Origin of the sequence: Desulfonatronospira thiodismutans ASO3-1, assembly GCF_000174435.1 — a bacterium.
Classification (GTDB): domain Bacteria; phylum Desulfobacterota; class Desulfovibrionia; order Desulfovibrionales; family Desulfonatronovibrionaceae; genus Desulfonatronospira; species Desulfonatronospira thiodismutans.
On sequence record NZ_ACJN02000004.1, the window covers coordinates 35728 to 61706 of the forward strand.

Consider the following 25979-nt stretch of genomic DNA (forward strand, 5'->3'; position numbering starts at 1 on the left):
TCCATGAATACCACGGATTTATTTATTGACAGCTTATTTGCTATAAGTAAGGCACCCCCCTCAGATGCCGTAAGCTTGCAGGCCAAAAAATGCCTGCTCGATTACCTGGGCGTTACCCTGGCCGGGGCAAGGATGCTTGAGCAGAAGTCCAAAGAGTTGCTTAATTTGCTAAACAATAGTCAAAGCGAATGTACGGTCCTTGGCTTAAACAGAAAATCCGGCGTTCAAAGCGCCGTGCTCATCAATGGGATAAACTCTCATGTTGCTGAACTGGATGATGGGCAGCGCTTTGGTATGCTCCACCCGGGCGCGGTGGTCATCTCGACCCTACTGCCCCTTGCCCAGCGCGAAAAGATTTCCGGTGCAACCCTGCTCCAGGGAATCGTCACCGGCTATCAGGCCGCGGTCAAAGTTGCCACCGCGGTTCAGCCTGCTCATAAAATGGCGGGCTTTCATGCCACCGGCACCTGCGGCGCCCTTGGCGCAGCAATTGGTGTGGCAGCAATGCTTGGTTTTCCTCAAAATCAGATGAAGGATACCCTTTCCGCTGCCGCTACATCTGCCTCGGGTATCCTGAAAATGACCAGGGACAGTTCAGAGCTGAAACCGTACAATGCCGGGCAAGCCGCCTTGAACGGACTTGTGGCGGCGTTGACAGCCCGTGCGGGGTTTAAGGGGCCGGATGATGTCCTGGCCGGAGAAAAGGGATTCCTTGAGATCATGGCCCCAGGGACTAAAGGTGATCGACCCGAACTGGGTGCGGGTGAAGCACTGGAGATCGAGGACGTTTATTTCAAACCCTATGCCGCTTGCAGGCACTGCCATCCAGCCATTGAAGCAGTGTTAGCCTTGAGATCGAAGCACAAGCTTGCCCTTGAGAACATCAAAGCCGTCAAGGTATTCACCTATCACCTGGGGGTTGAAGGTCACGATCACACCCGCATCCCCAATGTTGCTTCAGCCAAGATGAGCACTCCGTTCAGCGTTGCCGCGGCCCTGGCAACCGGCAGCGCTGGACTGGATGCATTTACGCCTGAAACGGTTGTTAATGCGGATATCGTCTCAGTAACAAGAAAAATTACGATTATTTCCGATGACCAGCTTTCAGCTCTCGTCCCCCACAAGCGACCGGCCATTGTCGAGGTAACGACTCATAACGATAAGGTGCTTAGGGAAAAAGTTTTTCTTGCCAAAGGTGAGCCCGAGAATCCAATGACCCAGGATGAGCTTGAACAAAAATTCGCTTCCCTTGCCTCTTTCAGTGGGATGAAAGTTTCGGATATTGACAGCATTATCCATTGTGTTTGGGATATTGAAAATTGCCTGGATGAGCTGTTTACTTGCCTGTGACCGCAAATCTTTTCAGGAGCAGAAAATTGAAATCAACCAGAGAATTTCTCCAAAAAATCGGATTGCCTCCAGGCGATGCATATGACTTGCCCACCTCTGCGAGAAGGTTTCCCGATGGAGGGCAATACCGTTTTGAGGTGCCGGGAATACAAGGTCCAGGGCCGATGAAAGCCTTGCTGAAGGCCCTGAACGATCAGGGTGTCCATATCCATCGGGTCACCCAGACCAAGGGTATTATGCTTCTTTCAGATGAGGATATGCAGGCAATGGTCGCCCTGGCTGATGACTTTCAGGTGGACCTCGTATTGTCCATTGGCCCCAGGGCTACGTACGACACCAGTGCCTCGGTCCATACCCCTGAAGGCCAACGAATGGGCTACAGGCTTCGGGGCCAGGAACAGATCGTGCGGGCCGTGGAGGACGTCAAGCGCGCAGTTGCCTTGGGATGTCGAAACTTTCTGGTCTATGACGAAGGATGTTTGTGGATTTTGAATGAGATGCGCAAAGCCGGCGAGATACCCGCCGACTGCACGTTCAAGGTGTCCGCGCATTGCGGACACGGAAATCCCTGCTCAGCCAGACTCCTTGAAATCATCGGCGCTGATTCCATCAATCCCGTTCGTGACATTCAGTTACAGATGCTGGCCGCCATGCGTCAGGCAGTAGATATTCCCTTAGATGTACACACTGAAAATCCAGCGTCCTCGGGCGGTTTTATCCGGCACTACGAAGTACCTGAAATGATCAGGGTGGCTGCGCCCATCTACCTCAAAACCGGCGGTTCGGTTGCCAAGACCCATAGCTGGGATACCACGGATGCGGATGCACGGGCGCGCGCCAAACAGGTGTTGTTGGTGAAGAGGATGATTGATGCGTATTATCCAGAAGCCCTTTGTTCAAAATTTGAAAAGGGAATATAGTCATTATTTTATGGAACAAAAAGTAACTATAAGTGCAGTTCGAAATATCTCCAAGCAGATTCTAATTCATGTTGGGGTGTCGCCTGAGCACACTGAAATAATCGTTGATTCAATTGTTTATGCCCATCAGTCAGGCAAGGGAACACACGGACTTGGCCGTCTACCTCTTTACGTTAAAAAGATACAGGCCGGTTTTATGGCAGCTGAGACAAGCACTGACTTGGTTAAAGATACACCTGTTCTTGCTGTTATGGATGCAAAAAATGGTTTTGGTCAGGTCGCTGCAACAAAAGCCATGGATTTATGTATCAATAAAGCAAATTACTATGGCATTGGCCTTGTGGGTGTCCGGCGTAGCAATAATTTTGGAACTGCAAGTTTTATTACGGAGCAGGCTGCGGCCAAAGGAATGATTGGGATAGTTCTCGGCAATTCAGGACCCGCGATTGCTCCAACAGGGGGCAGTCATCCACTTTTCGGCACAAACCCGTTAGGTATTGCTTTTCCCAATCCCGTAGGTGAATTTCCCATTTCACTGGATATGGCCACTTCAGTTGTTGCCAGGGGCAAGGTAAGGCAGGCTGCAAAAAGTAATGAAAAAATTCCTTTTGGATGGGCTTTGGATGGAAATGGACAACCGACCTGTGACCCTTTCCAGGCACTTGAAGGCAGCATGATTCCAATCGGTGATCATAAGGGATACGGCCTTTCACTGGCTATCGATATTTTGGCAGGCTTGTTGACGGGTTCTGCGTTTGGTGGAGACGTACATCCACTTGGGGACATGAGTGCAAATTCCAACTATGGTCATCTCTGTATGACTATAAATGTGGATTTTTTTATGACTATTGATGAGTGGTCGCAGAAAATCGCTTATTTGGTAAGTAGTATAAAGTCTTGCGGTGACCCAGAAAAAATTCGGATACACGGTGAATCTTCTCATAGAAGCATAAGAAATAGCAAAGAATATGTTTTGGTCAAAAATAGAGTAATTAATGATATTGAAAGTTCTGCCAGCAGCTTAGGTATTGAGGTTAGATGGACATGAAAAATAAGCCAAGATCATACACAGTTGAAATGACCAAAAAAAATGCTATTGTTCTAGGCGGAACAGTTCCACACAAATTTCTGATCGAAAATCTCAAGGCTCGTGGTTATCGTACTCTACTTATTGACTACTATGTTAATCCTCCAGCTGCATCGGTTTGTGACAAGCACATTCAAGAAAGTACTCTTAACCAGGACGCTGTCCTGAAAATAGCAGAGCAGGAAAATACATCACTTGTAATTTCAGGATGCGTAGACCAAGCTAACGTGACAGCCTGTTATGTCGCTGAAAAACTAGGATTGCCTGCCCCTTACGATTACAAGACAGCCTTACGGGTTACTGACAAGACATTGATGAAAGAAGGCTTGGTTCGTGCTGGAGTTGCAACATCTGAATACAAGTATGTATCGTCTAGTGAAGTCAACTCTTTTCAATGCAATGACTATCCAAAGGTAGTCAAGCCATGTGACTGCAATGGTTCAAAGGGAGTGCGTAAAGTTCGCAATGCTGATGAACTAAGGCTGGCGCTTGTTGAAGCATGTAATTTTTCAAGAACAGGAAGGGCCATCGTTGAAAATTTTAATGAAGGCCAGGAAGTAAACGGCTATTTTTTTATCAGTGAAGTTGAAGTATATGATTTATATATCAAAGGTAAAAAACTGCCTGAAACAGATGGTCATACATCTTTGCAGTCATTTTTGACACTAGGTCCTGAACAGATAAATGAAAAAGCAAAAGAAAATTTCATACAAGCGGTATCAAAAATAGCTCAGGAATTTTCGCTCAGAAATACGCCTATTTTGGTACAGGCAAATATCAATGGTGACTCAGTAAAAATTATTGAATTCGCGCCGCGTGTGGGAGGTGGCTTGTCTTCCCGTGAAATTGCGCTGCTGACAGGATTTGATATTATTGACTCTGTTGTCAGTTCATATCTTGGTGAACCGGTTGATTTGTCAAATATCAGAAAGCCTGATTCCATGTCTGCTGTAGTTCATCTTTATGGAACAGGTGGGACTTTGAAGCGGGTCGAAGGCATGGAAGAGCTGATTGCTGAGGGAATCGTAGAAGAGTTTCATATGCACAAGACACCAGGTATGGAGATGTCTTGCGAGGATCTTGCCAGTCGAAATCGTGTAATGGGGGCGATTATTCGTGGCCGATCCCTTTTGGATATTAATGCCAGGGTTCGGCGTATGATAGCCGTTTTACGTTTTTTTTCTACAGATAACACCGAATGTCTAAATCGTTCATTGTTTACTAGCAATGGCAACGCATTCTATAAATCATAGAATATAAATAAACTTGTTAGTTAATATGCAATGATCACGTGGAGGTAAAAGGTATGATCATTCTTGGCATTTCAGCTTTGTATCATGATTCAGCTGCAGCAATCATTGACGAACATGGCATAATCGCGGCTGTACAGGAAGAGCGATTTTCTAGAAAAAAACACGATTTCAGCATACCTGTCAATTCAATAGAGTACTGCTTGAATGCTGCCAATATTAAGGCTGATGAATTAGATGCTGTGATCTATTATGAAAACCCTGTTCTTTCATTAGATCGAATTATTAAAACAGCATTTGACACAGGTCATTCAGCTTTAGAGCAATCAGTTTCCCAAGTTTCACAAATGTACTCGAATAAGCTTTGGTTAGACAGCCAGCTACGATCATTGTTCGGTTGTTTGGGGAAAAATGATGAGCTACTTTATGCTGAGCACCATATGGCACATGCTGCATCGGCATTTTTTCCTTCTCCATTTTCAGAAGCGGCAATAGTAACCATTGACGGAGTTGGCGAGTGGGCTACAACTACCATTGGTTGTGGACATGGAAATATTGTTGAGTTATTTCAGGAAGTTAGGTTTCCGCATTCGATTGGATTACTGTATAGTGCTTTTACGATGTATTGTGGTTTTAAGGTCAATTCTGGAGAGTACAAATTGATGGGCCTTGCTCCTTACGGCAATCCAACATATTGTGAAATTATCAAGGACAATCTCATTGACATCAAAGATGACGGTTCGTTTCGCCTGAATGTTGACTATATTGGCTATCTAACAGGTGATACGATGATTAACGATAATTTTCGCAATTTGTTTGGCGGTCCAGAGCGCAAGCAGGAAAGTGAAATAAGCTCGAAATATATGGATATTGCAGCTTCAATTCAGAAAGTAACTGAAGAAGTGGTATTTAAACTCGTACATCACGCCCGTACGCTGATTGATTCGCCAAATTTGGTAATGGCGGGTGGAGTTGCACTCAACTGCGTCGCTAACGGTAAAGTATTAGGCCAAAGTGGTTTTGACAATATGTGGATTCAACCAGCTTCCGGTGATGCAGGTGGAGCTCTGGGTGCTGCGTATTTGGCAGCTTTCCAGTATTTTAATGCCGATAGAATTTTTGAAAAGCCGGACAGCATGAAGGGCTGTCTGTTAGGGCCCTCATACACAACTGATGAGATAGTTCGCTTCCTTGATATTAACGGGGCAGTCTACCATTCGTTTACGGATGAGCATTCGCTCAACCGGACACTTGCACTGGAACTCGAGAAAGGCAAGATAGCAGGTATTTTTCGTGGGAGGATGGAATATGGGCCTCGTGCGCTTGGCAATCGTTCTGTCATTGGAGATCCAAGAAAAAAAGACATACAGTCGACGATGAACCTGAAAATCAAGCACCGTGAATCATTCCGCCCTTTTGCACCTTCTGTATTGGCGGAAGATACAGCAGATTACTTCGATCTGAGCACCGAAAGTCCATACATGCTAATAGTGGCTCCTGTAAGTGAATCCAGGCGGCATGCATTTGACATCCAAAGCGTAAAAGAAAGCCAAAACAGTATTTTGGCAATAGTCAATACTCCCCGATCGGATATTCCTGCTGTTACTCATGTTGATTTTAGCGCCAGGGTACATACTGTCGACTATGTCCGCAATCCACGCTACCATGCCCTTCTTAAAGAGTTTAAAGAAATAACAGGTTGCTCTGTTCTGGTGAACACATCATTTAATGTCCGAGGCGAACCTATTGTATGTACTCCAGAAGATGCATTCCGTTGTTTCATGCGCACTGATATGGATATTTTGGTTTTAGAGAATACACTACTGTTCAAATATGAGCAAAATCGTATACAGACATATTATTATGATGAGGAGATAGCTTATGAACTCGACTGATATCACCACGAGCAATCAGGATAAACTTCGTCAATGCTTATCAGAAGCTTTTTCTAAAATTGATATAACACAGAATAATGTAGCTTCAAATTCTAAGAAACCTGATATCAATCCAGAAACATACTACCATGTGCGAAGTAGAAGGATTATGACAAAAATGGATTTTCACTTGCCATTTATGGATTCATCAACATTGACAGAAATATTACAAGCTGCATGGCGCGATTCACCTGAACTATATAGTAGGGCACCTGAGTTGGCTGAACTTGCGCACCGAATGAAATCTGAGATCGCCCCCCCCCGTGTTTTGCCTGCTTATGTTTACACGCTTTAGGAGGTTATATTTAATGACTGAAAAACATCGCCTAAGAAGCATCGACCCTATGTTGTCTTTTGCGTATAGCAAAGATGATCTCCCATTGAGGGATGACGAGACTGTTATCCCAGGCTTTGTGATCATGCGCAGCGGGGATAGAGTTTCTGTTAATGGCCTTAGGATAATGATCCTTGGCGGCTCCACAAGCGGTCCATATTTTAATGGCAATTGGCCGAGACAGTTTCGAAGTATGTTGGATCGGGAAGGCATCACGGCTACTGTGTATAATGGTGCTGTCAGTGCCTACTCAACAAACCAGGAATTGTTGAAGTTCATTCGAGATGGGTTAGCACTACGCCCTGATCTTGTCATTTCTTTGAGTGGTGTCAATGATCTTGGATTTATGCATTCGATAAGAAAGCATCCCATGCATCACCCTTACACCAGTTTTATTTTGCAATCATTGCTTCGGAATCAAGTACGTGGAAAACAAAAGGGTGATATCATCAATGATCTTAATTTCGGACCACCCATAGAAACTACGCCAGCGGACCAATGGGAGAGAAATATCCGCTTGATGAATGCTATAACCAGTGAATATGGCATTAAGTACTACGCTTTTTTGCAACCCACGCTTGGTATCGGAGATTACCATCCTACGCCGCAGGAACAGCAGATGCTCGAAGCATATATTCATGAAACAAATGGACGGTATTTAAATGACGCACATGAGTTTTATGAATCTGCCCTGGCTCGCATAAAAACATGCGAATTTGTATTCAGTCTTGTTGATATCTTTAAAAGCACAAACAATATCTACTACAACCCACGTCACCCGAATGCAGATGGTTATGCAATTATAGCTAATGCTGTATTTAATCGCCTAAAGCATTCTAGTTTTTTTGTTAAATGAACTAATCGTCACTTATCATATAATTACTATTTTTGAGAATACAGTGTTAATTTTAGATAAAATTATAGTGGTTAATAATGCAACAATTTCTGAGCTAATGACAAATAGTCTATCTCTCGGGAAGAAAATTTTAATTTCAGGCTTTATATATACCGGGCGTGACTTAGCACTACCGAAGTTAATTTGCCTTATTGAATCCGGCGAACTTACTACCTCTGGAATAGAACTCCAGTGTGCAGTCATGTTTCATACTGCGGTCAGCCCTGCAGGCGTAGGTCCGACATCCAGCAATAAATATGAAATAGAAAGCACCATTCCCGCTCTTTCCAAAGCCGGGGTCAAGATCCACTTGGGCAAGGGCAGGTTAAGCCCGGAAACCGTCAAGGCCCTGGATGATCATAATTCCATTTATGCCGTGCTGCCTCCTGTTACTGCCCTGCTGGAGAGCAAGATTATTGAGAGACGGGTGGTCGCTTTCCCGGAACTGGGCATGGAGGCGCTACATCAGCTGCGGGTGGAGGGGTTTCCTTGCATTGTTGCCGCAGCCCATGGGAAATCTATTTTTGATTAACGGTTTTTGATATGAATGCAATTTCATTGCAGGCAAGAAATGCCCTGATGGGTGCATCAACTCGATTTTCCGATGACAAAATTTCTACGCTGCATCAGGCATTAAAAATGGAAACCAACCCCAATGCCAGGTGGGTGCTGGAAACCATTCTTGAAAACGCCAAGATTGCGCGGGAGTCGCAGCGGCCGATGTGTGATGATACGGGCATACCGCATGTTCTGCTTGAAGTAGGGGGAAGCAGGAGCGTGGGGGCGGACACCCTGGAATCCATCCAGCAGGGAATAGCCCTGGGAATGCGCGAACTGCCGTGCAGGCCAATGGCGGTCAAGGGCGACGATGTCCAGCGCCTGGAGCAGTCAGCCGGATTGGATGATGATCCTGGCGCTCTGGCCCTGGCCCCTGTGCGCATCAGGCGGGTGGACGAGGACGTGCTGCGGCTGCATGTGCTAATGCAGGGCGGCGGCCCGGAAATCAGGGGCAAGACGTACAGGGTGTTTCACCAGCACAAACTCTCAGTCATTGTAGATGAAATCGTGAACTGGGCGACGGAGGGCGCGGCCCTGCTAGGATGCACCCCGTGTACTCCGGCCATCGGCATCGGCAGAACCCATTTCGAGGCAGCGTCACTGATGCTGGACGCCATGACCTTTGCCCGGTTTGACACGCAAAACCCCATCGAGCAGGAGATCACCGAGCGGATCAACCAGAGCAACATCGGCCCGCTGGGCCTGAAAGGCCGGACCACTGCGTTGGCCACCTTCCTCCGGGTCGGCCCGCAGCGAGCAAGTGGTGTGCGCATTGTCTGTCTGCGACTTTGTTGCTGTATGGAGCCGCGGGTTGCCGGGGTAGTGCTGAGATAACGATATGAGGTTCTGGGGACTGGGCACGGAAGGAAGAAGGGGACAGTCTCTTCTTGCGTTTTATTTCAGCTTATGCTATCCACTCTTTCATCAGCTCAACCACAAGCCTTAAAGGAGGTGCTTCATGCCCCGCATAGCCCGTTTTATCCGTAATGACCGCCAAACCGTCTACCATGTCATATCCCGTACTGCCCTGCCCGGCCTACCCATCAAGGATACTGACAAGGATTATCTGTTGGGGCTTATCAAAAGACTGAGCAGGCTTTACTTTGTTGACGTGCTTGGGTTTGCGGTCATGGGTAACCATTTCCACCTAGTGGCCCGGATGCACCCTGAGGATGAAATTTCCAACTCAGACATCATCAAGAGATGGCAGGACTATTATGGTGACAAGGTCGAGATGCCTACTGACCGGATGGCTGAGGTCAAGAAGAGGCTTTGCAGCCTTGGGGCCTATGTGAAGGACATCAAGCAGAACTTTACCAGGTATTACAACAAAAAGCACAGGCGGAAGGGATTTTTCTGGGGTGGCCGGTTTAAGAGTATGATTGTACAGGAAGGCAGTACTCTGGTGAACCTGCTTGCTTATGTAGACTTAAACCCTATCCGTGCCGGTATTGTTAAGAAACCGGAGAATTACCGCTGGAGTTCACTTGGTTATCATACCCAGACAGGTAATAAAGACGGTCTGTTGGATATTGATTTCGGGCTCAAGGAATGGAACGAGCTGGACCCCAAAGAGATTGTCCGCAAATACAGGCAATTCGTATATGAAACTGGAGCAGTAGACGCAGGCAAAGGCAAGACCATTGAAAAAAAGGTTGTGGAAAAAGCCAGGAAAAAAGGCTACAAGATATCCCGAGTAGAGCGCTTCAGGTACAGATGCCGGTATTTTACTGATTCTGGAGTTATTGGCGGGAAGGACTTTGTGCAGGAGGTATTTGATCAGGTCAAACACCTGCTGGGGTCCAAGGATACCAGGAAATTTACACCGGTTGGCGGGGTGGAGGGTTTGTATTCTATGAAGCGGCTTGGTGAATCCTGAGGCCAACTTTTTGCTAAAAGCTGGGATTATTCTGGGCTTTCAACTTGTCCTTGTCATTCCCCATTTCATGCATGGTATGTTATGGGCAATTCAGCCCTTTCGTTACCCATTTCATGCATGGCATGTTTTGGGCAATTAAGCACGTCATTTACCCATTTCAAGCAATGCACAAATTGGGCGACCCATCGCCTACTCCCCGGTATCTACCTTCCCCATTTCATGCATGGTATACTTTGGGCAATTAAGGCGACTCTTTACCCATTTCAAACTAGGTATACTTTGGGCAATTCAGCCCCTTCGTTACCCATTTCATGCATGGCATGTTTTGGGCAATTCAGCACGTCATTTACCCATTTCAGGCAACGCACAAATTGGGCGACCCATCGCCTACTCCCCGGTATCTACCTTCCCCATTTCATGCATGGTATACTTTGGGCTGCGTATTTCACGGGAAAACGGACAGCATTCCACAGCAAAGTGGACAGTGTTCCATGGGAAAAAGGACAGCATTCCATGCTCATGATGGACAGTCATTCCACGGCAAGGTGGACAGCATTCCACGGGAAGATGGACACCTTCACAATGAACTCGCCGCTCTAAGGAGCACCTCTTCTTTTTAAGTTTGACGCGGGATAACCTGTCAATCATGTACCTCCAAACAAATTCAAACGGGAGGTACAAATGCCACAGGAGAGGTTATCCATGCGAAAAATTTCTGAAATCCTGCGTTTAAAATACGGACAAGGCTTCAGCACCCGCCAGATTGCCAAGTGCTGCGATATAGGCAAGTCCACAGTTGCCACCTATATATCCAGAGCAAAAAATGCCGGGATTTTCTGGCCGCTGCCTGAGAATATGACAGAGGAGAGGCTTCACGAGCTTCTGTTTCCTCCGCAGCAAAATGAGCATAAAGTATCTACCCCAGTACCGGACTGGAACCTGGTGCATCAGGAAATGCAAAAAAAGGGTGTGACCAAGTTTTTGCTCTGGGAAGAATACAAAGAGGCCAACCCAGACGGCTTCGAGTACAGCTGGTTCTGCCGGGAATACAGAGCATGGCGCGGCAAGCTTGATCTGGTCATGCGCCACAACCACAGGGCCGGCGAAAAGCTCTTCGTTGATTATGCCGGCCATACTGTACCGGTTACGGATCCGGGAACAGGAGAAATAAGCCAGGCCCAGATCTTTGTAGCTGTCATGGGTGCAAGCAACTACACCTATGCGGAAGCCACCTGGAGCCAGAACCTCTGGGACTGGATCAACTCCCATGTCCGGACCTTCAAGTTTCTACAGGGAGTCCCCTTGATTACAATCCCGGACAATCTCAAGTCCGGAGTCAATAAACCCCATATATATGAGCCGGATCTGAACCCCACCTATCAAGACATGGCCCTGCACTACAATACGGCGGTCATCCCTGCCAGGAGAAAAAAGCCAAAGGACAAGGCCAAAGCCGAAAGCGGTGTGCTTCTTGTCTCCAGGTGGATTCTGGCCAGGCTCAGAAATCAGCAGTTTTTCTCCCTGTGGGAGTTAAACCTGGAAATCAGGAAGCTGCTGGAAAAGCTAAACGACAAGCCTTTCAAAAAACTGCCAGGGAGCAGGAAGTCGCTCTTTGAAGAAATAGACAGACCTGCTCTGCAGCCGCTTCCGGCCACACATTATGAATATGCCCTCTGGAAGAAGGTTAAGGTGAACATAGACTATCACGTGGAGATTGACCGGCATTACTACTCAGTTCCCCATCACCTGGTCAAAAAAAGGCTTGATGCCAGGTACACGGAAAACACTGTGGAGCTGTTCCACAAGAACTCCCGGGTGGCCAGCCATAAAAGATCCTATAACAAAAGGAGCTATACCACGGTCAAAGAACATATGCCCAAGGCTCACAGGGAGCATGATTACTGGAATCCGGAGCGGCTGATAAACTGGGCCAGCAAGACTGGACCTGCCACGGCCAAGCTGATCAAAACCATCATGGGCAAAAGGATCCATCCCCAGCAGGGCTTTAGGCCTTGCCTGGGCGTCATGCGCCTGGGCAAGCAATATGGAGAAGAAAGGCTTGAATCTGCCTGTTTAAGAGCCCTGACCCTGGGATCGACAAACTACAAGAGCGTAGAATCCATCCTGAAGAACAACCTGGACAAACAGCCTTTACCAAGTCCGTCCGAGAATTCTGAAGCTCCGGTGCTGGAGCATGACAACATCCGGGGCGCAAACTACTATCATTAAAAGGAGGACAAAATGTTAAACCACCCCACTCTTGAAAAACTACAAACCATGCGACTGACAGGCATGCTTAAGGCCCTGCAGGAACAGCAGGAAACCAGGGAAATTGAGGCCCTGTCCTTTGAAGAAAGACTGGGCCTGCTCCTGGACCGGGAGATGACGGAAAGAGAATCCAAACGTCTGCAAACAAGGCTCAAAAAAGCCAAGCTGAGGCACAGGGCTGTGGTTGAAGACATTAACTACCGTCATCCCAGAAGACTGGACAAGTCACAAGTCTTCAAGCTTTGTGACTGCCAGTGGATAAAAGAGCATCAAAACCTGATTATTACAGGACCCACAGGGATAGGCAAAAGCTGGCTGGCCTGTGCCCTGGCCCAAAAAGCCTGCAGAGAGGGATACAGCGCCCTCTATACCCGCATGCCCCGTCTCTTGCAGGATGTGGGCATATCCAGAGGTGACGGGCGTTACCCCAAAGTCATGAAAGAGCTGGCCAAAACAGATCTGCTGGTCCTGGATGACTGGGGCATAAGCCCGCTTAAAGCTGAACAGCTAAGAGATCTACTGGAGATCCTTGAGGACCGGCACGGGCTGCGCTCCACCCTGGTTACAAGCCAGCTCTCAATCCAAAAATGGCACGAGTATCTGGGTGATCCCACCCTGGCTGACGCTGTCCTGGATCGCCTGATCCACAATGCACACCGAATGGATCTTTGGGGAGATTCCATGCGCGAACTGGAAGCATCGTTGACTTCAAAGAACAGTTTCGATTAAAACAAGGCATCCCGCGTCGCTTCGCTCCGATAAGCGCTTTGTTCTGTGAATGACATCTGTCCACCATCAGCGTGGAACACTGTCCACTTTCCCATGGAATGCTGTCCACCATCAGTGTGGAACACTGTCCATCATGCCGTGTACTGACTGTCCACTTTGCGTGGAATACGCACTTTGGGCAATTAAGGCGACCTTTTACCCATTTCATGCATTGCCTGATGTGGGCAATTCAGCGCCTTTGTTACCCATTGTGAGCGCCAACCTAAATGGGAAGGGACATTATGTTGCGAGTTTAGTTATGTTGCCAGTATCCCGCTATACTCCGCCTGCCTTTAGTATTTTTTTTAACATACCCTGCATACCCCGCCCTTGAGGTAGTTACCAAGAGTGTCTTCTGCTGGCCAGGTATGGTGTTTACCAATATCTTCAATCCCAGAGCCGCCATCCGCTAGATGGACCAGGTCAGGAACACCCTGGTCAAAAATCATGCTACCCTCGGAGCTATCTGCACCTTTATCTGCGGAGTGACTATCGGCAGTTATGCTTTTGTGGGAGTCGGGACCGTGGTCACCAGGGACGTGCCGGACCATGCCCTGGTTACGGGCAATCCCGCCCGCCAGACCGGCTGGGTATGTATGTGTGGAGAAAGGCTGGAGGAGGACCTGGTCTGCGTCAAATGCAATAAGCAGTACATTTGTGATCCGGAAAGTCATAAGTTAACGGCTTAGAATCAATGTCAGTGCAAGCCGTGCAACCTGTTTGCCTCGTTGAATTTCTGCCTTCCTGGCCCCGCGTACTTCCAGCACATTGCGATAAAACCTCTGGCTGTTTTATCGGGGCCTTTTATTCAACCGGGGATGGGCGAAGCAAATCGTTATTTTTTGTGTTGCAGACACAGCCAGCCTTAGTGTATATCCTCGGAGAAGGCATAGATTCAGATAGCTGAAAACCTAAATTCTGGAGATAATCATGCAGATAAAGGCCACTTACAATCGGGGCTGCCTTGAATTTTCAGTTCCCATCAGGCTTAGCCGGGATGAATTTACAGTGCTAGTGGATCTTCCGGATGATGTAGTTTTATCCACAGAGGCCGGCTCAAAACAGGAGAAATCTGCCCCGTCTTCAGAGGAGGCGGGATCTGAGCTTCTGGCAAAGTTTCGCAGAATCCTGGGCTCGATGCACAGGCAGCGACCTTCTGCAAGTGTGGGAGAAGATAAGGATGCCTATGCAGAAGCTCTTGGGGAAAAATACGGACAATGAAAAACCTTGTTTTTGATGTCAATGTCATCCTCGACCTTTGGCTGGAGCGCAAATCCGAAGCTCAACTACTGCAACTGGCTGGTATTCTGGAATCGGGAACGGGTGATGGGTATAACTGTTGGATATGCAGCTCCAGCCTGCATGTACTTGAATACGTTACCCGCAGGGAACTGAAAAGAGACGGTGCTGATCCCCACACAGCCAAGCTCACTTCAAGGCAGCTAATGGAGCAACTATTTGAGTACGTCTCTGTTTTGAGCTGTTTTGGATTCCAGCAGGATGACAATTTACTTTCGCGTACGGACCTGGAAGATGCCCAGATTGTTCGTGCAGCCTCCCTGTTAAATAGCCCGACTTCCATTGTCACCAATGAAAAGCGCTTTGATACTTCAGGGACAGAGGTTTTGGAACTTATGCCCTCTGAGGTCCCAGGCTGGCTGCGGGAACCTGCATCCTCGTCAATCGTCTTCGTGGACCTGGCCGCTCAGCAAGATGGTATCCGTACATCCCTGGAGAGAAAGAAGAAGGGGACAGTCTCTTCTTGCGTTTTATTTCAGCTTATGCTATCCATTCTTCCAACAGCTCAACCACCAGCCTTAAAGGAGGTATCTCATGCCCCGCATAGCCCGTTTTATCCGTAGTGACCAAGCCACCGTCTACCATGTCATATCCCGTACTGCCCTGCCCGGCCTACCCATCAAGGATACTGACAAGGATTATCTGCTGGGGCTTATCAAAAGACTGAGCAGGCTTTACTTTGTTGACGTGCTTGGGTTTGCGGTCATGGGTAACCATTTCCACCTGGTAGCCCGGATGCACCCTGAGGATGAAATTTCCACTTCAGACATCATCAAGAGGTGGCAGAAATATTATGGTGATGAAGCCCAGGTGCCCACAGACCGGATGGTTGAGGTCAAGAAGAGGCTTTGCAGCCTTGGTGCCTATGTGAAGGACATCAAGCAGAACTTTACCCGGTATTACAACAAAAAGCACAGGCGGCAGGGTTTTTTCTGGGGTGGCCGGTTTAAGAGTATGATTGTCCAGGAAGGCAGTACTCTTGTTAATTTGCTGGCCTATGTGGATTTAAACCCTATCCGTGCAGGTATTGTGAAGAAACCGGAGAATTACCGCTGGAGCTCACTTGGCTACCATACCCAGACCGGCAATAAAGACGGCCTGCTGGATATTGATTTCGGGCTCAAGGAATGGAACGAGCTGGACCCCAGAGAGATTGTCCGCAAATATAGACAATTTGTTTACGAAACCGGAGCAGTAGATGCCGGCAAAGGCAAGACCATTGAAAAAAAGATTGTGGAAAAAGCCAGGAAAAAAGGCTACAAAATATCCAGGGTAGAGCGCTTCAGATACAGATGCCGGTATTTTACTGATTCCGGGGTTATCGGCGGAAAGGATTTTGTTCAGGAAGTCTTTGACCAGGTCAAGCACTTGCTGGGCTCCAAGGACGAGCGCAAATTTACTCCCGTTGGCGGTGTGGAGGGTTTGTATTCCATGAAGAGACTGGGTGGTTCGTAGTCTGACCCTTTCATTTTTCCCTTGCCTGTCCCGTAAAAACTAACTATATTAATTTTTATGCATGTTATCCATGGACCACACGACAAGATATTCAAGCGCGTGATGGCTGACCGGGAAAATGCCATTAGTCTGCTTAAGAACATCCTGCCGGATACTCGAGGATATGCGCTTGCCATAGACTATTAATTTTCAAGACATTCAATATAGACCACAATCGAATGCCAGAAATCACCAGGTTTTTAGGAATTATCATTTCCATGTACTTTGATGATCATGAGCCACCACATTTTCATGTACGATATAATGAATATCGCGCTGCTGTAAGTATTCAGGAACTTAACGTCATTGCAGGATATTTACCTGCAAAAGTCCGTGGACTTGTTCAGGAATGGGCAGAAATATATCAGCAAGAACTTTTGAATATGTGGATAACCAAGGATTTTCATAAAATTAATCCTTTAGTTTAAGGGAGGCTTGAGTGAATTCAATTTATTTGGTTGAAGCTAAATATGTTGATAATTATCGGATTTTTCTAAAGTTCAACACTGGAGAATCCGGTGTTGTTGACCTTGAAGATCTGATAATGAAGTATAAGGTTGCTGCTCCTTTGCAGGACCCCCAGAAATTCTCCGAGTTTTTCTTGGATTCATGGCCAACTTTAGCTTGGGAGTGCGGTTTTGATGTTGCACCAGAATCTTTGTATTATCGTTTGACAAGGAATGTGGCTCCTGGATTGAAGGTTGCTTAAGCCTGCTGAATATCTTTGCTCTGCAGGTCTCTGAGACCAGCAAGTGATTGTTTTTATTGAGTTTAACCCTCTAAAATAGCCCATTTTCACCCCCCTAGTGTAATTCGCTGCGCTTGTGACTGCGTCAATTACACAGGGTAAACTTACAGACAACTTTTGCCTCCGGCACCACCCGGATATACTCGTAACCATTCAAAATTACTATCAATTAGCTTTAAAAATCTCTCGGATCAAAAATCTCCCATTCAATTAGATTGCTTTTTGTCCGATCACCATAGGGCAATTGCTCATCATGCACTGCAGGGTGCTCCTGGGTAGCCTTGGATGTATAACCCATCTTTAAACGGAGCTGTTCAACATAGCTTTTGCTGCCCACGGCCAGTTCCGTAGTCCAGATATCATCTCTGGGCAGGTTGCCTTTACGGATTTGGCCAGGTGTTTGGCCAGGTCTCTGAGACCAGCAACTGCTATATCCCGTTTAGCGCTTCAGGTGCAGATGCCGGTATTTCACCCGGTTAAACACCCAGCACTCACTTTAATATTTTCGGCTCCATCATAAACAAACAAATGGAAAAGTGAGCGCTGGGTCACGCGGAGCCGGGTTTAGCCGGGCAAACCGATTCCGGGGTTATCGGCGGCCCAGTGAAATCCTGCGTAGCAGGGCCGTGTTACGGCATTTCACAAGGCAAGCAAGGACTTTGTTCAGGAGGCCCCAGTAAAATGAAAAGACCCCAATGAAATGAGAAGACCCCGGTTAAATGGGAAGAAACTCAACAGGGCAAAAATTTCATGGGGCAGGAATTTTACGGGGTAAATATTCGACCAGGTCAAGCACCTGCTTGGCTCCAAGGATACAAGGAAATTTACGTCGATTGGAGGGGTTGAAGGGGTTTACTCCTTGAAGAGGTTGGGATAAAATTAATTTTTTATTCTGGAATTTTCCATGTCATACACCACTACATCAATAAATGGAATCAGTATCCGACTGACCAATGAACGATGGGGGCATATTGTAGAGGAACATGCTGAGTTAGGTGAAATGATGGATTTTGTTTTACTAACTGTCAGTAATCCTGACATCGTATTGGCGGGAAATAGTGGAGAGTTCCTGGCGGTACGTGAATTTGATACAAAGAAACATCTTGTGGTTCCTTATCGAGAAATTAACAAGGATGGGTTTATAATAACCGCATTCTTAACGAGAAGAATACAATCATTGCAAAGGAGAAAGCAGATATGGCCCAGATAGCAATCAATGATTTTTTAAAAGTCATGCCTGCCGTCAGGATGGCACCTAAAAAAACATTTTGGACTACCTACGACGTTGATGCGGATGTGTTATATATAAATTTTAAAAAGCCAAGTTATGCAGACGACAGTGAAATGACAGATGACGATGTAATTATTCGGTACGAACATGGCGAGGTTATTGGAATGACAATTTTAAATGCAAGTCAGCGTAAGATTTAAGTCAAATTGAGCATATGCAAACCCAGAGAGTGGAAGAACCGGTGGAAGAACCGGGACAGGTAAGAAGGGGATTGACGCGAAGATCGCGGAAAATCAGCGAGCGAAAGTGGGGACAGGTTCTTTAAGTTGCATTTTCATTAAGATATTTTATCAAACGATATATTATGCCCGCATCAGTTCAGCCCAAACACTATACCGCTATATTGAAAAACGCCATTGAGGATGTACCTGACACCCTTACATATAACCATGAGAAGAGAATTGTGTAGCTGTGGATTTCACTTGGGATGATACAAAAGACAGGTCAAACTTTAAAAAAACACGGAGTTTCATTCGTCGAAGCCACTGAGGTTTTTGGTGATGTTTTCTCATCCTGCGTATCGGATCCCGATCATTCGGTTGAGGAAGACCGCTACCTGCTTTTCGGTACAACATCAAAAGGAAGAAGTTTGGTAGTATCGTTTACTGAGTGTACAGGAACAATTAGAATTATATCAGCCAGACAAATGACTCGCAAGGAGCGAACAGCATATGAATCATAACGATACCTTACGCCCCGAATACCCCTCGGAACTTATCAAGTCAGGAGAACGTGGTAAATTTGCCAAAAAATATCGTGAAGAGGGGACAAATTTAGTGTATATTGAACCTGATCTGTTTAAATTTTTTCCTGATTCAGAATCAGTTAACCGAGCTTTACGAAAATACTTTAATGAGCATCACTCTTCAAACACTTCTTACTAAGCGTTTGGTTTTTCTGGCATGGACTGCGTAATCCACGGGAAAGACGGTTTGGTGACATTATGTTGCCAGAAAAGAGAAGAAATAGGGGGCATTATGTTGCGAGTTTACCCGGTTGCTGGGCCAGGTCTCGCTGGGCCAGGTCTGTGAGACCAGCAAGTGAGAGTTTTCTGAGACCAGCAAGTGATTGTTTTTATTGAGTTTAACCCTCTAAAATAGCCCATTTTCACCCCCCTAGTGTAATTCGCTGCGCTTGTGACTGCGTCAATTACCCAGGGTAAACTTACAGACAACTTTTGCCTCCGGCGTCACCCGGATCTATACGTAACCATTCAAGATCATTATCAATTAACATTAAAAATCTCTCGGATCAAAAATCTCCCATTCAAGTAGATTGCTTTCTTTCCAATCACCATAGGGTGGAAAAAGCCAGGAAAAAAGGCTACAAGATTTCCAGGGTAGAACGCTTCAGATGCCGGTATTTCACCCGGTTAAACAGACCGAAGGTCTACGGCTCTGCAGTGTTTAACCGGGTAAACAGATTCCGGGGTTATCGGAGGGAAGGATTTTGTTCAGGAGGCCCCAGTAAAATGGAAAGACCCAGTTGAATGTGAAGAAATTCAACCGGGCCGGAATTTTACGGGGTAAATATTCGACCAGGTCAAATACCTGCTGGGCTCCAAGGATTCACCCAGTTAAACAGACCTCCGGTCTACGGCTTCGCCGTCCAGTTAAATGGAAGAAGATTTAACCGGATAAATGTTTAACTGGGCATGCGCAAATTTACCCAGTTAAACAGGCCGTAAGGCCTCCTGCATAGCAGGGTTTAACCGGGTGAACCCCGGTTGGTGGTGTGGATGGTTTGTATTCCATGAAGAGACTGGGCCAGACTTGAATTTACTGCTCCCAGCATGTTCACAGACAGGATATGCCCTGATCTAATTTTGGCGGAGTGGGCCGGTGTCGCCAATGAAGGGCCTGACAGGCCTCATCTATGAGCTGCAGGCCTGCTATGAACATTACCATGAGAACACCGGAGCCTTGCGGATGCTCTGGCATACGTTTACCGGCAAAACGCCCTGGACTGATCTTGACTACGAGGTGGGAAAGGGTTGCAAATCCGGGGATTAGCCATTAAGTTTTTTATTGCACAACATGCAAAGAAAGAATCATGGGATAAACAGCAGAGGGATGATTTTTGAATACGCTTGTCAAAATGCAAGAAGCTTTGGAAAAGAGAAATATTATATGGCGCAGACATGTTCTATCTCGAATGCTGGAGCGCAATATCTCCAGGGATGATGTGTTTAACGCTATACAGGATGGAGAAATTATCGAGTCTTATCCGGAGGACAAGCCATATCCAAGTTATCTTATATCCGGATTTTCAGGGAATAAGCGGATACATGTGGTTGCTTCGTGGGACGATGGAGCACAAGCAGTCTATATCATAACAGCATATATCCCTGATGAGGATCATTTTCAAGAAAATGGTATAGCAAGAAAAGCGAGGCAGTAAATGTTTTTTACCAAAGGATGCCCCTTGTGTGGCGGAAAGCAAAATCCAGGTACGACTACCTTCACAGTAGACAAAGGCAGCGTATTGGTGGTGGTGAGAAACGTACCGGCCATGGTGTGCGACCAGTGCGGAGAGGCGTGGATCATGGATTCAGTCGCTGAAGATCTGGAAAGAATTGTCTCAGAAGCCAAGTCTAAACGCAGCCAAATAGAAGTTATTGACATGGCTGCCTAAACCTGTCGTCTCGAAAAATTAACACCGAATACTGACAACATTAAGAAGAACTGGGACATTATGTTGCCAGTAACCCGCCTTACACTCCTGCTTTTAGAGCCAGTGGGGACAGACCACGTTTCCTGCGCAAAACGCCGCCTGGAGGAGCAAAACGAAAACAGGCGGCAATTCCAGCCTTTAGTGATGAACGACAATTAAGAGCTAAGGGACATTATGTTGCGAGTTTAGTTATGTTGCCAGTATCCCGCGATAACCCGCTATACCCCGCCTGTCTTTAGTATTTTTTTTAACGTACCCTGCATACCCCGCCCTGTTTGAATGCCCTAAAGGAAGTTTCGACTCAACAGAATGGATCCACCCCGCCTCACCCGGTATAGACATATACCCCGCATACCCCGCCCTTGAGGTAGTTCCCAGGAGTCAGGAGTCAGTGGTCAGGCTCCAGTACTCAACGCTGATCCCTGATTTTTTCTTGACCCCGCATGAATTCTTTCCATTCATTTTTCTTCTTTCCAAAACTACAACCTCTTGAGTATTGGAAAAAATACCTTCCCCGTTTCATGCTTGGTATGTTTTGGGCAATTAATCCCCCAGATTCCCCATTTCTTGCATTGCCTAATGTGGGCAATTCAGCCCTTTCGTTACCCATTTTATGCTTGGTATTTTTTGGGCAATTAAGCATCGCAACATAAGGTTAGGGCCAGGTCTCTGAGTGAGAGGCCAGGTCTCTGAGACCAGCAAGAGCTTGTTTTTATTAAGTTTAACCTTCTAAAATAGCCCATTTTCACCCCTTACAGACAACTTTTGCCTCCGGCACCACCCGGATCTATACGTAACTGTACAAGATTATTATCAATTATCATTAAAAATCTCTCGGATCAAAAACGTAACATAAGGAATAGGCGAAGAACATGAAAAGCATGAAGTTTTGAGCGTCCAAAAGTGTTTGGCGTATCGATATGAGGGCTTTGAGGCATGTCGAAAACGTACTTTGCAGGTCTTGACAAGAATGTTATAACCACATATAGTTACAAAATGACGAAGAGAGAGAAACTCCTGTCTCGAGCTAAGAACAATCCAAAAGATCTCACATTTGATGAGTTTCAGACGCTTTTACGTCATGCTGGCTGGACATTTGATCATCAGAAGGGGAGTCACCAGATATGGTATTCTCCAAATCGCCGCCGTCTTCCTGTTCAGCCAGGCAAAAATGGCAAAGCAAAGGGCTACCAGGTTGAACAATTTTTAGTTGCCCTTATGGAGGAGACTGATGGAGAAACATGATCGATTTGATGGATTCAGCGTGAGCGTTTTTCTGGATGATGACGGCGAATACATTGCCCATTTTCTTGAAATGCCAAATATCTCTGCCTTTGCTGAAACCCCGGAACTGGCTCTTCATGAACTTGAGGTTGCATGGGAAGGCGTGAAAGAAAGCTATCAAAAAAACGGGGAACCTATTCCTGTTGCTCCTGCACGAAAGGAGTACACTGGGCGTTTTAATATTCGCATTGACAGAAGGCTGCACCGGGCTCTGGCCATTGAGGCCGCCAAAGCAGGCATTTCATTAAATGCCATTGTAGCTCAGAAGCTTGCCAGGGAGACACCACAACACGGGTGAATTCCTCCTGCTGAGCCATCAACGTTTTCTGAAAATGGAAGAATAGGGACATTATGTTGCCAGTTTAGTTATGTTGCCAGGGCATCCAGCGGATGTAAATGAGCTAAGGGACATTATGTTGCGAGTTTACCCGGTTGCTGGGCCAGGTCTCTGAGACCAGCAAGTCAGGCTTAAGCCGTAGACATGTCTTTGATTATTTGAGAGAAAAGGGTATAGGCGTTAATGTTCATTATATTCCGGTACACACTCAGCCCTACTACAGGGGCATGGGGCATGGGGCATGGGGCAAAAACAAGAGAACGAGACACAGAGGGTAGAACGCCAACCGCCAAACGCCAAGCGCTATACGACAGGACAGGCATGTTTCCAGAGGCGGAAAAATATTACCAGGAGGCCCTTACCCTGCCTCTTTTTCCTGCTATGAGTGAGGCAGACCAGGATAGAGTGGTAGAAGCCATAAAAAGAATCCTGCCCACGGAACACTCGGAAGGACACTGAACTTAAAGATTTCTTTTCAGTGCTATTCCGTGTATTCCGTGGGCTAAACTCTTTTTCTGGATCAGTCCCCGGAACCCGAGTTCAAAAGGAGAAATTGATATGTCTCAAACAATGACTTTTGGAGGCCTACTGGAAGAGGTGGAGAAACTGCCACTTGAAGAACAGGATATGTTCAAGGAAATTCTCTCCAAGAGACTCATGGAACGCCGACGTAATCAGCTTTTTGATGAAATACAGAAAGCACGAGCGGAATATAGTGCGGGAGAATGCTATCCCGTAAGTGTAAACGACCTGATGGACGAAATTGTCAAATGAAGCGACTTCTGATTCGTTCTCCATCCTTTGTTCGTGCCGCCAAACGGTTTATCAAAAAGCGTCCTGAATGTGGCGATGACATACGAAAGGCACTGACTTTGAGAACGATGTTTTCCATCCAAGTCTGAAAGCACATAAGCTTCAAGGCAGGTTATCAGGATCATGGACATCTTGTGTCGGATATGATCTCAGGATTATCTTTCATCTCGGTCGGTATGAAGGGCAAGAGGCCATTTTTCTAGAAACAATGGGTACGCATGATGAGGTGTATTAAAGCTTGCGGACCCTGGACTTCGCACTTCGGATTCCAGACATATAGCTTCCGTGCTTTTCCGTGCCTTCCGCCTGCCCCGTGTAACCGGGGTCCCCTCTGGGGTGTTACAATTAAAATAATTTTTCACTTAAATTTGTAAACCTTCATGCATTTTATGTTTTATTAATACTGAAAAAATAGATTACGCCATGGAGTTGTTTGTATGATATCCTTTACTGCAAAATATGTAAAAATCGGCTCTGGCTATATGGGCCAAATCGTTGAATGGCCTGAAGTAGTTACCGAAGGCAAGGACATTGAAGAATGTAGAGTTATGCTTCGGGATGCCCTTAATGAGATGATGCTGGCTTACCAGCAGTTAGGCAAGGAATTCCCTCCGGGAAATGCTTTGATTGAACAGTTGCCTGTGGAGATCAAAAATGTCGGTCAAACGGCGTGATTTGGTCAAATATTTTGAACAAAACGGTTTTAAACTTCTCAGGGAAGGCGCAAATCACTCCATTTATACAAATGGAACCAAGGCGATCCCGGTAAAAAGACATCGGCAACTGGACAGAATTACAGCCAACGAACTGTGTAAACAGGCAGGTTTAGACCCTGTATTTTAATTTCATGCCCTTCATTGGAAAAACAGGGACATTATGTTGCGAGTTTACCCGGTTGAACATTTATCCGGTTAAATCTTCTTCCATTCAACTGGACGGCTGTGCCGTAGACCTTCGGTCTGTTCAACTGGATGAAGTTATGTTGCCAGTATCCCGTGATATCCCTCCTTACCTCGCGTAGCCCGTTTTATCTGTAGTGACCAAACCACCGTTTACCCGATAAATAAGAACGGAAAAACTTCCTGTCAGAGTTCGAGAGGTCTTGTTTCAGTTGACGCAGGAAATCGAGTTTAGTGGTTTTGTCCGTGGAGACTGGCCAAATTATTCAAAACTTTCAGACAACGAACATCATTGCTATTTGAAGAAAGGTAAACCAACTTATGTGGCTGTCTGGAGGGAAGTCCAGGGAAAAGTCAAGGTGGTGGAGATAGCTTATGTCGGAACCCATGAAAAAGCCCCATACTGATGAAGAAATAATCACGCTGAATTTGCGTGTTCGACGCAGTATTGCAGGCAAGATTAAACAATATGCTCAGTTTTTGGAAGACGAGGACAAGCCTGCCTATTCTGTAGCTGATGTTTTTCCTGAATATATGGACAAAAACCCCCAGATAGCTCTTCGGGCCTACAGAACCAGAGAGAGTTTGACGCAGAAGGAGCTGTCGCTTAAGACCGGAATTCCCCAGCATCAGACAAGTGAGATGGAAAACGGCAAAAGAGGGATTGGTAAAGAACGAGCCCGCAAGCTTGCCCAGGCCCTGAGTGTTTCTGATTATCGGTATTTCCTGTAACCTTGACTAGGACAAACAGCTTATGAAAAAAACCCTCATCACCGGCATAACAGTCCAGGACTGAGCATACCTGGCAGAACTGCTCCTGCACAAGAACTACACAGTCCACGGCATCAAGCGCAGGGCCTCAAGCTTCAACACTGACCGTGTGGACCACCTGTACCAGGATCCACACACTGAAAACAGAAACTTCATCCTGCACTACGGCGACCTGACAGACGCTACAAATCTGATCCGGATAATCCAGCAGGTGCAGCCGGACGAGATCTACAATCTGGCAGCCCAGAGCCATGTGCAGGCTTCCTTTGAGACTGCCGAATAAACCGCCAATGCCGATGCCCTAGGTACGCTTAGAATACTGGAAGCAATCAGACTTTTGGGCCTGACAGACAAGACCAGGTTCTACCAGGCCTCAACATCAGAGCTGTTCGGCAAGGCCGTGGAGACTCCCCAGACCGAGAAAACCCCTTTTTATCCAAGAAGCCCTTACGCAGCAGCCAAGCTCTATGCCTACTGGATTACGGTTAATTACCGGGAAGCTTATGGCATGTATGCCTGCAACGGGATTCTCTTTAACCACGAATCACCCATTAGAGGCGAGACCTTTGTAACCCGCAAGATTACCCGGGCAGCCGCCAGAATAGCCCTGGGCCTTCAGGGTACGCTTTATCTGGGTAACCTGGATGCCAAAAGAGACTGGGGCCATGCCCGGGACTTCGTGCGCATGCAGTGGCTGATGCTGCAGCAGGATGAGCCGGAGGATTTTGTAATAGCTACGGGAGAGCAGCACAGCGTGCGGGACTTCTGCGAACTGGCCTTTGCAGAGCTTGGGATTAAGCTCAACTGGGATGGGCAGGGCGTAAATGAAATGGGAAAGGATGAGCAGGGAAGAGTGCGGGTTCATGTCGATCCCCGCTATTTCAGACCTACAGAAGTGCAGTCCCTGCTTGGAGGCCCGGCCAAAGTCAGGGAAAAGCTTGGCTGGACCCCGGAGATATCCTTTCAGGACATGGTAAAAGAGATGTTCTTCATGACCTAAGCCTTGCCAGGCGGGATAAGCTGTGCAATGACCACGGGTATGACGTCTACGACTCACATGATTAGAAACAGGCTTTACTTCAGACCCAGCGTTCAATAAGATAGCCTTATCTGGATTTAGGAGGCTA

General features: G+C 46.7%; 35 protein-coding genes and 1 pseudogene. 35 read left to right on the forward strand and 1 reads right to left on the reverse strand.

Annotated elements, in window-relative coordinates; genetic code table 11:
• Window positions 1-3 precede the first annotated feature (3 nt).
• From DTHIO_RS17290 to DTHIO_RS17385, 26 genes are all read left to right on the forward strand, one after another.
• Complete coding sequence (locus DTHIO_RS17290; RefSeq protein ID WP_008871542.1) at window positions 4-1350, forward strand: MmgE/PrpD family protein; 1347 nt, start codon at window positions 4-6, stop codon at window positions 1348-1350.
• Between the two features lie 164 nt (window positions 1351-1514).
• Complete coding sequence (locus tag DTHIO_RS17295) at window positions 1515-2270, forward strand: peptidase (protein WP_208596442.1); 756 nt, start codon at window positions 1515-1517, stop codon at window positions 2268-2270.
• A complete protein-coding gene (locus DTHIO_RS17300; RefSeq protein ID WP_083804041.1) occupies window positions 2221-3318 on the forward strand; it encodes an Ldh family oxidoreductase in 1098 nt (365 codons plus the stop codon). The genes DTHIO_RS17295 and DTHIO_RS17300 overlap by 50 nt, the downstream gene beginning before the upstream one ends.
• Window positions 3319-3347: 29 nt before the next feature.
• Complete coding sequence (locus DTHIO_RS17305; RefSeq protein WP_040419395.1) at window positions 3348-4610, forward strand: ATP-grasp domain-containing protein; 1263 nt, start codon at window positions 3348-3350, stop codon at window positions 4608-4610.
• Between the two features lie 53 nt (window positions 4611-4663).
• Complete coding sequence (locus tag DTHIO_RS17310; RefSeq protein ID WP_008871546.1) at window positions 4664-6502, forward strand: carbamoyltransferase family protein; 1839 nt, start codon at window positions 4664-4666, stop codon at window positions 6500-6502.
• Entirely contained in the window at window positions 6489-6836 is a 348-nt protein-coding gene (locus DTHIO_RS21200) for a hypothetical protein (RefSeq protein ID WP_008871547.1), read from the forward strand. Before DTHIO_RS17310 ends, DTHIO_RS21200 begins: the two co-directional genes overlap by 14 nt.
• Window positions 6837-6849: 13 nt before the next feature.
• Entirely contained in the window at window positions 6850-7731 is an 882-nt protein-coding gene (locus DTHIO_RS17315) for an SGNH/GDSL hydrolase family protein (RefSeq protein ID WP_008871548.1), read from the forward strand.
• Window positions 7721-8302: a fumarate hydratase C-terminal domain-containing protein gene (locus DTHIO_RS17320; RefSeq protein WP_008871549.1), complete on the forward strand. Its 582-nt coding sequence runs from the start codon at window positions 7721-7723 to the stop codon at window positions 8300-8302. Before DTHIO_RS17315 ends, DTHIO_RS17320 begins: the two co-directional genes overlap by 11 nt.
• Window positions 8303-8313: 11 nt before the next feature.
• The gene (locus DTHIO_RS17325) at window positions 8314-9162 is read left to right on the forward strand and encodes a fumarate hydratase (protein ID WP_008871550.1); all 849 of its coding nucleotides are present in this window, start codon (window positions 8314-8316) and stop codon (window positions 9160-9162) included.
• Window positions 9163-9286: 124 nt separating this feature from the next.
• Window positions 9287-10207: a transposase gene (locus tag DTHIO_RS17330; protein ID WP_008871551.1), complete on the forward strand. Its 921-nt coding sequence runs from the start codon at window positions 9287-9289 to the stop codon at window positions 10205-10207.
• Window positions 10208-10888: 681 nt separating this feature from the next.
• A complete protein-coding gene (istA, locus tag DTHIO_RS17335; protein WP_008869525.1) occupies window positions 10889-12436 on the forward strand; it encodes an IS21 family transposase in 1548 nt (515 codons plus the stop codon).
• A 12-nt stretch (window positions 12437-12448) separates the two neighbouring features.
• A complete protein-coding gene (gene istB, locus DTHIO_RS17340; RefSeq protein WP_008869526.1) occupies window positions 12449-13204 on the forward strand; it encodes an IS21-like element helper ATPase IstB in 756 nt (251 codons plus the stop codon).
• 452 nt (window positions 13205-13656) lie between these two features.
• Window positions 13657-13932, forward strand: a complete 276-nt coding sequence (locus DTHIO_RS17345) for an LbetaH domain-containing protein (protein WP_050775244.1) — start codon at window positions 13657-13659, stop codon at window positions 13930-13932.
• Window positions 13933-14173: 241 nt separating this feature from the next.
• Complete coding sequence (locus DTHIO_RS17350) at window positions 14174-14464, forward strand: hypothetical protein (protein WP_008871553.1); 291 nt, start codon at window positions 14174-14176, stop codon at window positions 14462-14464.
• The gene (locus DTHIO_RS21205; protein WP_008871554.1) at window positions 14461-15105 is read left to right on the forward strand and encodes a hypothetical protein; all 645 of its coding nucleotides are present in this window, start codon (window positions 14461-14463) and stop codon (window positions 15103-15105) included. The genes DTHIO_RS17350 and DTHIO_RS21205 overlap by 4 nt, the downstream gene beginning before the upstream one ends.
• Complete coding sequence (locus DTHIO_RS17355; protein WP_008871555.1) at window positions 15077-15997, forward strand: transposase; 921 nt, start codon at window positions 15077-15079, stop codon at window positions 15995-15997. Before DTHIO_RS21205 ends, DTHIO_RS17355 begins: the two co-directional genes overlap by 29 nt.
• A 57-nt stretch (window positions 15998-16054) precedes the next feature.
• Complete coding sequence (locus DTHIO_RS21210; RefSeq protein WP_144311570.1) at window positions 16055-16183, forward strand: Rpn family recombination-promoting nuclease/putative transposase; 129 nt, start codon at window positions 16055-16057, stop codon at window positions 16181-16183.
• Between the two features lie 32 nt (window positions 16184-16215).
• Entirely contained in the window at window positions 16216-16464 is a 249-nt protein-coding gene (locus DTHIO_RS17360; protein WP_008871556.1) for a DUF4160 domain-containing protein, read from the forward strand.
• Window positions 16465-16475: 11 nt separating this feature from the next.
• Window positions 16476-16745 (forward strand): DUF2442 domain-containing protein, encoded by a 270-nt coding sequence (locus DTHIO_RS17365; protein ID WP_008871557.1) that lies wholly within the window; start codon window positions 16476-16478, stop codon window positions 16743-16745.
• Between the two features lie 943 nt (window positions 16746-17688).
• Window positions 17689-17994: a hypothetical protein gene (locus DTHIO_RS17370; RefSeq protein WP_008871558.1), complete on the forward strand. Its 306-nt coding sequence runs from the start codon at window positions 17689-17691 to the stop codon at window positions 17992-17994.
• On the forward strand, window positions 17982-18215 hold the full coding sequence (locus DTHIO_RS17375; RefSeq protein WP_008871559.1) for a DUF2283 domain-containing protein: 234 nt from the start codon (window positions 17982-17984) through the stop codon (window positions 18213-18215). Before DTHIO_RS17370 ends, DTHIO_RS17375 begins: the two co-directional genes overlap by 13 nt.
• Window positions 18216-18502: 287 nt before the next feature.
• Complete coding sequence (locus tag DTHIO_RS23030; RefSeq protein WP_083804043.1) at window positions 18503-18757, forward strand: BrnT family toxin; 255 nt, start codon at window positions 18503-18505, stop codon at window positions 18755-18757.
• Entirely contained in the window at window positions 18747-18959 is a 213-nt protein-coding gene (locus DTHIO_RS20685; RefSeq protein WP_008871560.1) for a hypothetical protein, read from the forward strand. The genes DTHIO_RS23030 and DTHIO_RS20685 overlap by 11 nt, the downstream gene beginning before the upstream one ends.
• Window positions 18960-19925: 966 nt before the next feature.
• Window positions 19926-20087, forward strand: coding sequence for a hypothetical protein (locus DTHIO_RS21515; protein ID WP_153305079.1), 162 nt, complete (start codon window positions 19926-19928; stop codon window positions 20085-20087).
• 85 nt (window positions 20088-20172) lie between these two features.
• Window positions 20173-20475 (forward strand): DUF4258 domain-containing protein, encoded by a 303-nt coding sequence (locus DTHIO_RS17380; protein WP_040419296.1) that lies wholly within the window; start codon window positions 20173-20175, stop codon window positions 20473-20475.
• Complete coding sequence (locus DTHIO_RS17385) at window positions 20476-20709, forward strand: type II toxin-antitoxin system MqsA family antitoxin (protein WP_008871562.1); 234 nt, start codon at window positions 20476-20478, stop codon at window positions 20707-20709.
• 448 nt (window positions 20710-21157) lie between these two features.
• On the opposite strand, the gene DTHIO_RS22140 is transcribed toward DTHIO_RS17385, so the two are convergent.
• Window positions 21158-21358, reverse strand: coding sequence for a hypothetical protein (locus tag DTHIO_RS22140; RefSeq protein WP_208596444.1), 201 nt, complete (start codon window positions 21356-21358; stop codon window positions 21158-21160).
• A 386-nt stretch (window positions 21359-21744) separates the two neighbouring features.
• Here DTHIO_RS22140 and DTHIO_RS17390 point away from each other — a divergent pair, with 386 nt between their 5' ends.
• The 9 genes and pseudogenes from DTHIO_RS17390 to gmd all read left to right on the forward strand — a co-directional run bounded on the left by DTHIO_RS17390 (window position 21745) and on the right by gmd (window position 25917).
• A complete protein-coding gene (locus DTHIO_RS17390; RefSeq protein ID WP_040419400.1) occupies window positions 21745-21993 on the forward strand; it encodes a type II toxin-antitoxin system HicA family toxin in 249 nt (82 codons plus the stop codon).
• Window positions 21980-22330, forward strand: coding sequence for a type II toxin-antitoxin system HicB family antitoxin (locus DTHIO_RS17395; protein ID WP_008871564.1), 351 nt, complete (start codon window positions 21980-21982; stop codon window positions 22328-22330). Before DTHIO_RS17390 ends, DTHIO_RS17395 begins: the two co-directional genes overlap by 14 nt.
• Window positions 22331-22464: 134 nt before the next feature.
• Complete coding sequence (locus tag DTHIO_RS22815; RefSeq protein ID WP_083804044.1) at window positions 22465-22647, forward strand: DegT/DnrJ/EryC1/StrS family aminotransferase; 183 nt, start codon at window positions 22465-22467, stop codon at window positions 22645-22647.
• A complete protein-coding gene (locus tag DTHIO_RS22145; RefSeq protein WP_337833172.1) occupies window positions 22559-22828 on the forward strand; it encodes a DegT/DnrJ/EryC1/StrS family aminotransferase in 270 nt (89 codons plus the stop codon). The genes DTHIO_RS22815 and DTHIO_RS22145 overlap by 89 nt, the downstream gene beginning before the upstream one ends.
• A gap of 99 nt (window positions 22829-22927) precedes the next feature.
• A complete protein-coding gene (locus tag DTHIO_RS17400) occupies window positions 22928-23143 on the forward strand; it encodes a hypothetical protein (RefSeq protein ID WP_008871565.1) in 216 nt (71 codons plus the stop codon).
• A gap of 476 nt (window positions 23144-23619) precedes the next feature.
• Window positions 23620-23856, forward strand: a complete 237-nt coding sequence (locus tag DTHIO_RS17405) for a type II toxin-antitoxin system HicB family antitoxin (RefSeq protein WP_008871566.1) — start codon at window positions 23620-23622, stop codon at window positions 23854-23856.
• Window positions 23837-24025, forward strand: a complete 189-nt coding sequence (locus tag DTHIO_RS23035; RefSeq protein WP_008871567.1) for a type II toxin-antitoxin system HicA family toxin — start codon at window positions 23837-23839, stop codon at window positions 24023-24025. Before DTHIO_RS17405 ends, DTHIO_RS23035 begins: the two co-directional genes overlap by 20 nt.
• Window positions 24026-24456: 431 nt before the next feature.
• Window positions 24457-24813, forward strand: a complete 357-nt coding sequence (locus DTHIO_RS17415) for a helix-turn-helix domain-containing protein (RefSeq protein ID WP_008871568.1) — start codon at window positions 24457-24459, stop codon at window positions 24811-24813.
• A gap of 70 nt (window positions 24814-24883) precedes the next feature.
• A pseudogene (gene gmd / locus DTHIO_RS17420) lies at window positions 24884-25917 on the forward strand (GDP-mannose 4,6-dehydratase).
• The last annotated feature ends 62 nt before the right edge of the window (window positions 25918-25979 follow it).

What these genes read in the sequence shown, in the direction of transcription:
- DTHIO_RS17290 (WP_008871542.1), top strand. Translation starts at nt 4, where the DNA reads ATGAATACCACGGATTTATTTATTGACAGCTTATTTGCTATAAGTAAG.
- DTHIO_RS17295 (WP_208596442.1), top strand. Translation starts at nt 1,515, where the DNA reads ATGAAAGCCTTGCTGAAGGCCCTGAACGATCAGGGTGTCCATATCCAT.
- DTHIO_RS17300 (WP_083804041.1), top strand. Translation starts at nt 2,221, where the DNA reads ATGCGTATTATCCAGAAGCCCTTTGTTCAAAATTTGAAAAGGGAATAT.
- DTHIO_RS17305 (WP_040419395.1), top strand. Translation starts at nt 3,348, where the DNA reads ATGACCAAAAAAAATGCTATTGTTCTAGGCGGAACAGTTCCACACAAA.
- DTHIO_RS17310 (WP_008871546.1), top strand. Translation starts at nt 4,664, where the DNA reads ATGATCATTCTTGGCATTTCAGCTTTGTATCATGATTCAGCTGCAGCA.
- DTHIO_RS21200 (WP_008871547.1), top strand. Translation starts at nt 6,489, where the DNA reads ATGAACTCGACTGATATCACCACGAGCAATCAGGATAAACTTCGTCAA.
- DTHIO_RS17315 (WP_008871548.1), top strand. Translation starts at nt 6,850, where the DNA reads ATGACTGAAAAACATCGCCTAAGAAGCATCGACCCTATGTTGTCTTTT.
- DTHIO_RS17325 (WP_008871550.1), top strand. Translation starts at nt 8,314, where the DNA reads ATGAATGCAATTTCATTGCAGGCAAGAAATGCCCTGATGGGTGCATCA.
- DTHIO_RS17330 (WP_008871551.1), top strand. Translation starts at nt 9,287, where the DNA reads ATGCCCCGCATAGCCCGTTTTATCCGTAATGACCGCCAAACCGTCTAC.
- istA (WP_008869525.1), top strand. Translation starts at nt 10,889, where the DNA reads ATGCCACAGGAGAGGTTATCCATGCGAAAAATTTCTGAAATCCTGCGT.
- istB (WP_008869526.1), top strand. Translation starts at nt 12,449, where the DNA reads ATGTTAAACCACCCCACTCTTGAAAAACTACAAACCATGCGACTGACA.
- DTHIO_RS17345 (WP_050775244.1), top strand. Translation starts at nt 13,657, where the DNA reads ATGGACCAGGTCAGGAACACCCTGGTCAAAAATCATGCTACCCTCGGA.
- DTHIO_RS17350 (WP_008871553.1), top strand. Translation starts at nt 14,174, where the DNA reads ATGCAGATAAAGGCCACTTACAATCGGGGCTGCCTTGAATTTTCAGTT.
- DTHIO_RS21205 (WP_008871554.1), top strand. Translation starts at nt 14,461, where the DNA reads ATGAAAAACCTTGTTTTTGATGTCAATGTCATCCTCGACCTTTGGCTG.
- DTHIO_RS17355 (WP_008871555.1), top strand. Translation starts at nt 15,077, where the DNA reads ATGCCCCGCATAGCCCGTTTTATCCGTAGTGACCAAGCCACCGTCTAC.
- DTHIO_RS21210 (WP_144311570.1), top strand. Translation starts at nt 16,055, where the DNA reads ATGCATGTTATCCATGGACCACACGACAAGATATTCAAGCGCGTGATG.
- DTHIO_RS17360 (WP_008871556.1), top strand. Translation starts at nt 16,216, where the DNA reads ATGCCAGAAATCACCAGGTTTTTAGGAATTATCATTTCCATGTACTTT.
- DTHIO_RS17370 (WP_008871558.1), top strand. Translation starts at nt 17,689, where the DNA reads ATGTCATACACCACTACATCAATAAATGGAATCAGTATCCGACTGACC.
- DTHIO_RS17375 (WP_008871559.1), top strand. Translation starts at nt 17,982, where the DNA reads ATGGCCCAGATAGCAATCAATGATTTTTTAAAAGTCATGCCTGCCGTC.
- DTHIO_RS23030 (WP_083804043.1), top strand. Translation starts at nt 18,503, where the DNA reads ATGATACAAAAGACAGGTCAAACTTTAAAAAAACACGGAGTTTCATTC.
- DTHIO_RS20685 (WP_008871560.1), top strand. Translation starts at nt 18,747, where the DNA reads ATGAATCATAACGATACCTTACGCCCCGAATACCCCTCGGAACTTATC.
- DTHIO_RS21515 (WP_153305079.1), top strand. Translation starts at nt 19,926, where the DNA reads ATGAAGGGCCTGACAGGCCTCATCTATGAGCTGCAGGCCTGCTATGAA.
- DTHIO_RS17380 (WP_040419296.1), top strand. Translation starts at nt 20,173, where the DNA reads ATGCAAGAAGCTTTGGAAAAGAGAAATATTATATGGCGCAGACATGTT.
- DTHIO_RS17385 (WP_008871562.1), top strand. Translation starts at nt 20,476, where the DNA reads ATGTTTTTTACCAAAGGATGCCCCTTGTGTGGCGGAAAGCAAAATCCA.
- DTHIO_RS22140 (WP_208596444.1), bottom strand. Translation starts at nt 21,358, where the DNA reads ATGGGTAACGAAAGGGCTGAATTGCCCACATTAGGCAATGCAAGAAAT.
- DTHIO_RS17390 (WP_040419400.1), top strand. Translation starts at nt 21,745, where the DNA reads ATGACGAAGAGAGAGAAACTCCTGTCTCGAGCTAAGAACAATCCAAAA.
- DTHIO_RS17395 (WP_008871564.1), top strand. Translation starts at nt 21,980, where the DNA reads ATGGAGAAACATGATCGATTTGATGGATTCAGCGTGAGCGTTTTTCTG.
- DTHIO_RS17400 (WP_008871565.1), top strand. Translation starts at nt 22,928, where the DNA reads ATGTCTCAAACAATGACTTTTGGAGGCCTACTGGAAGAGGTGGAGAAA.
- DTHIO_RS17405 (WP_008871566.1), top strand. Translation starts at nt 23,620, where the DNA reads ATGATATCCTTTACTGCAAAATATGTAAAAATCGGCTCTGGCTATATG.
- DTHIO_RS23035 (WP_008871567.1), top strand. Translation starts at nt 23,837, where the DNA reads ATGTCGGTCAAACGGCGTGATTTGGTCAAATATTTTGAACAAAACGGT.
- DTHIO_RS17415 (WP_008871568.1), top strand. Translation starts at nt 24,457, where the DNA reads ATGTCGGAACCCATGAAAAAGCCCCATACTGATGAAGAAATAATCACG.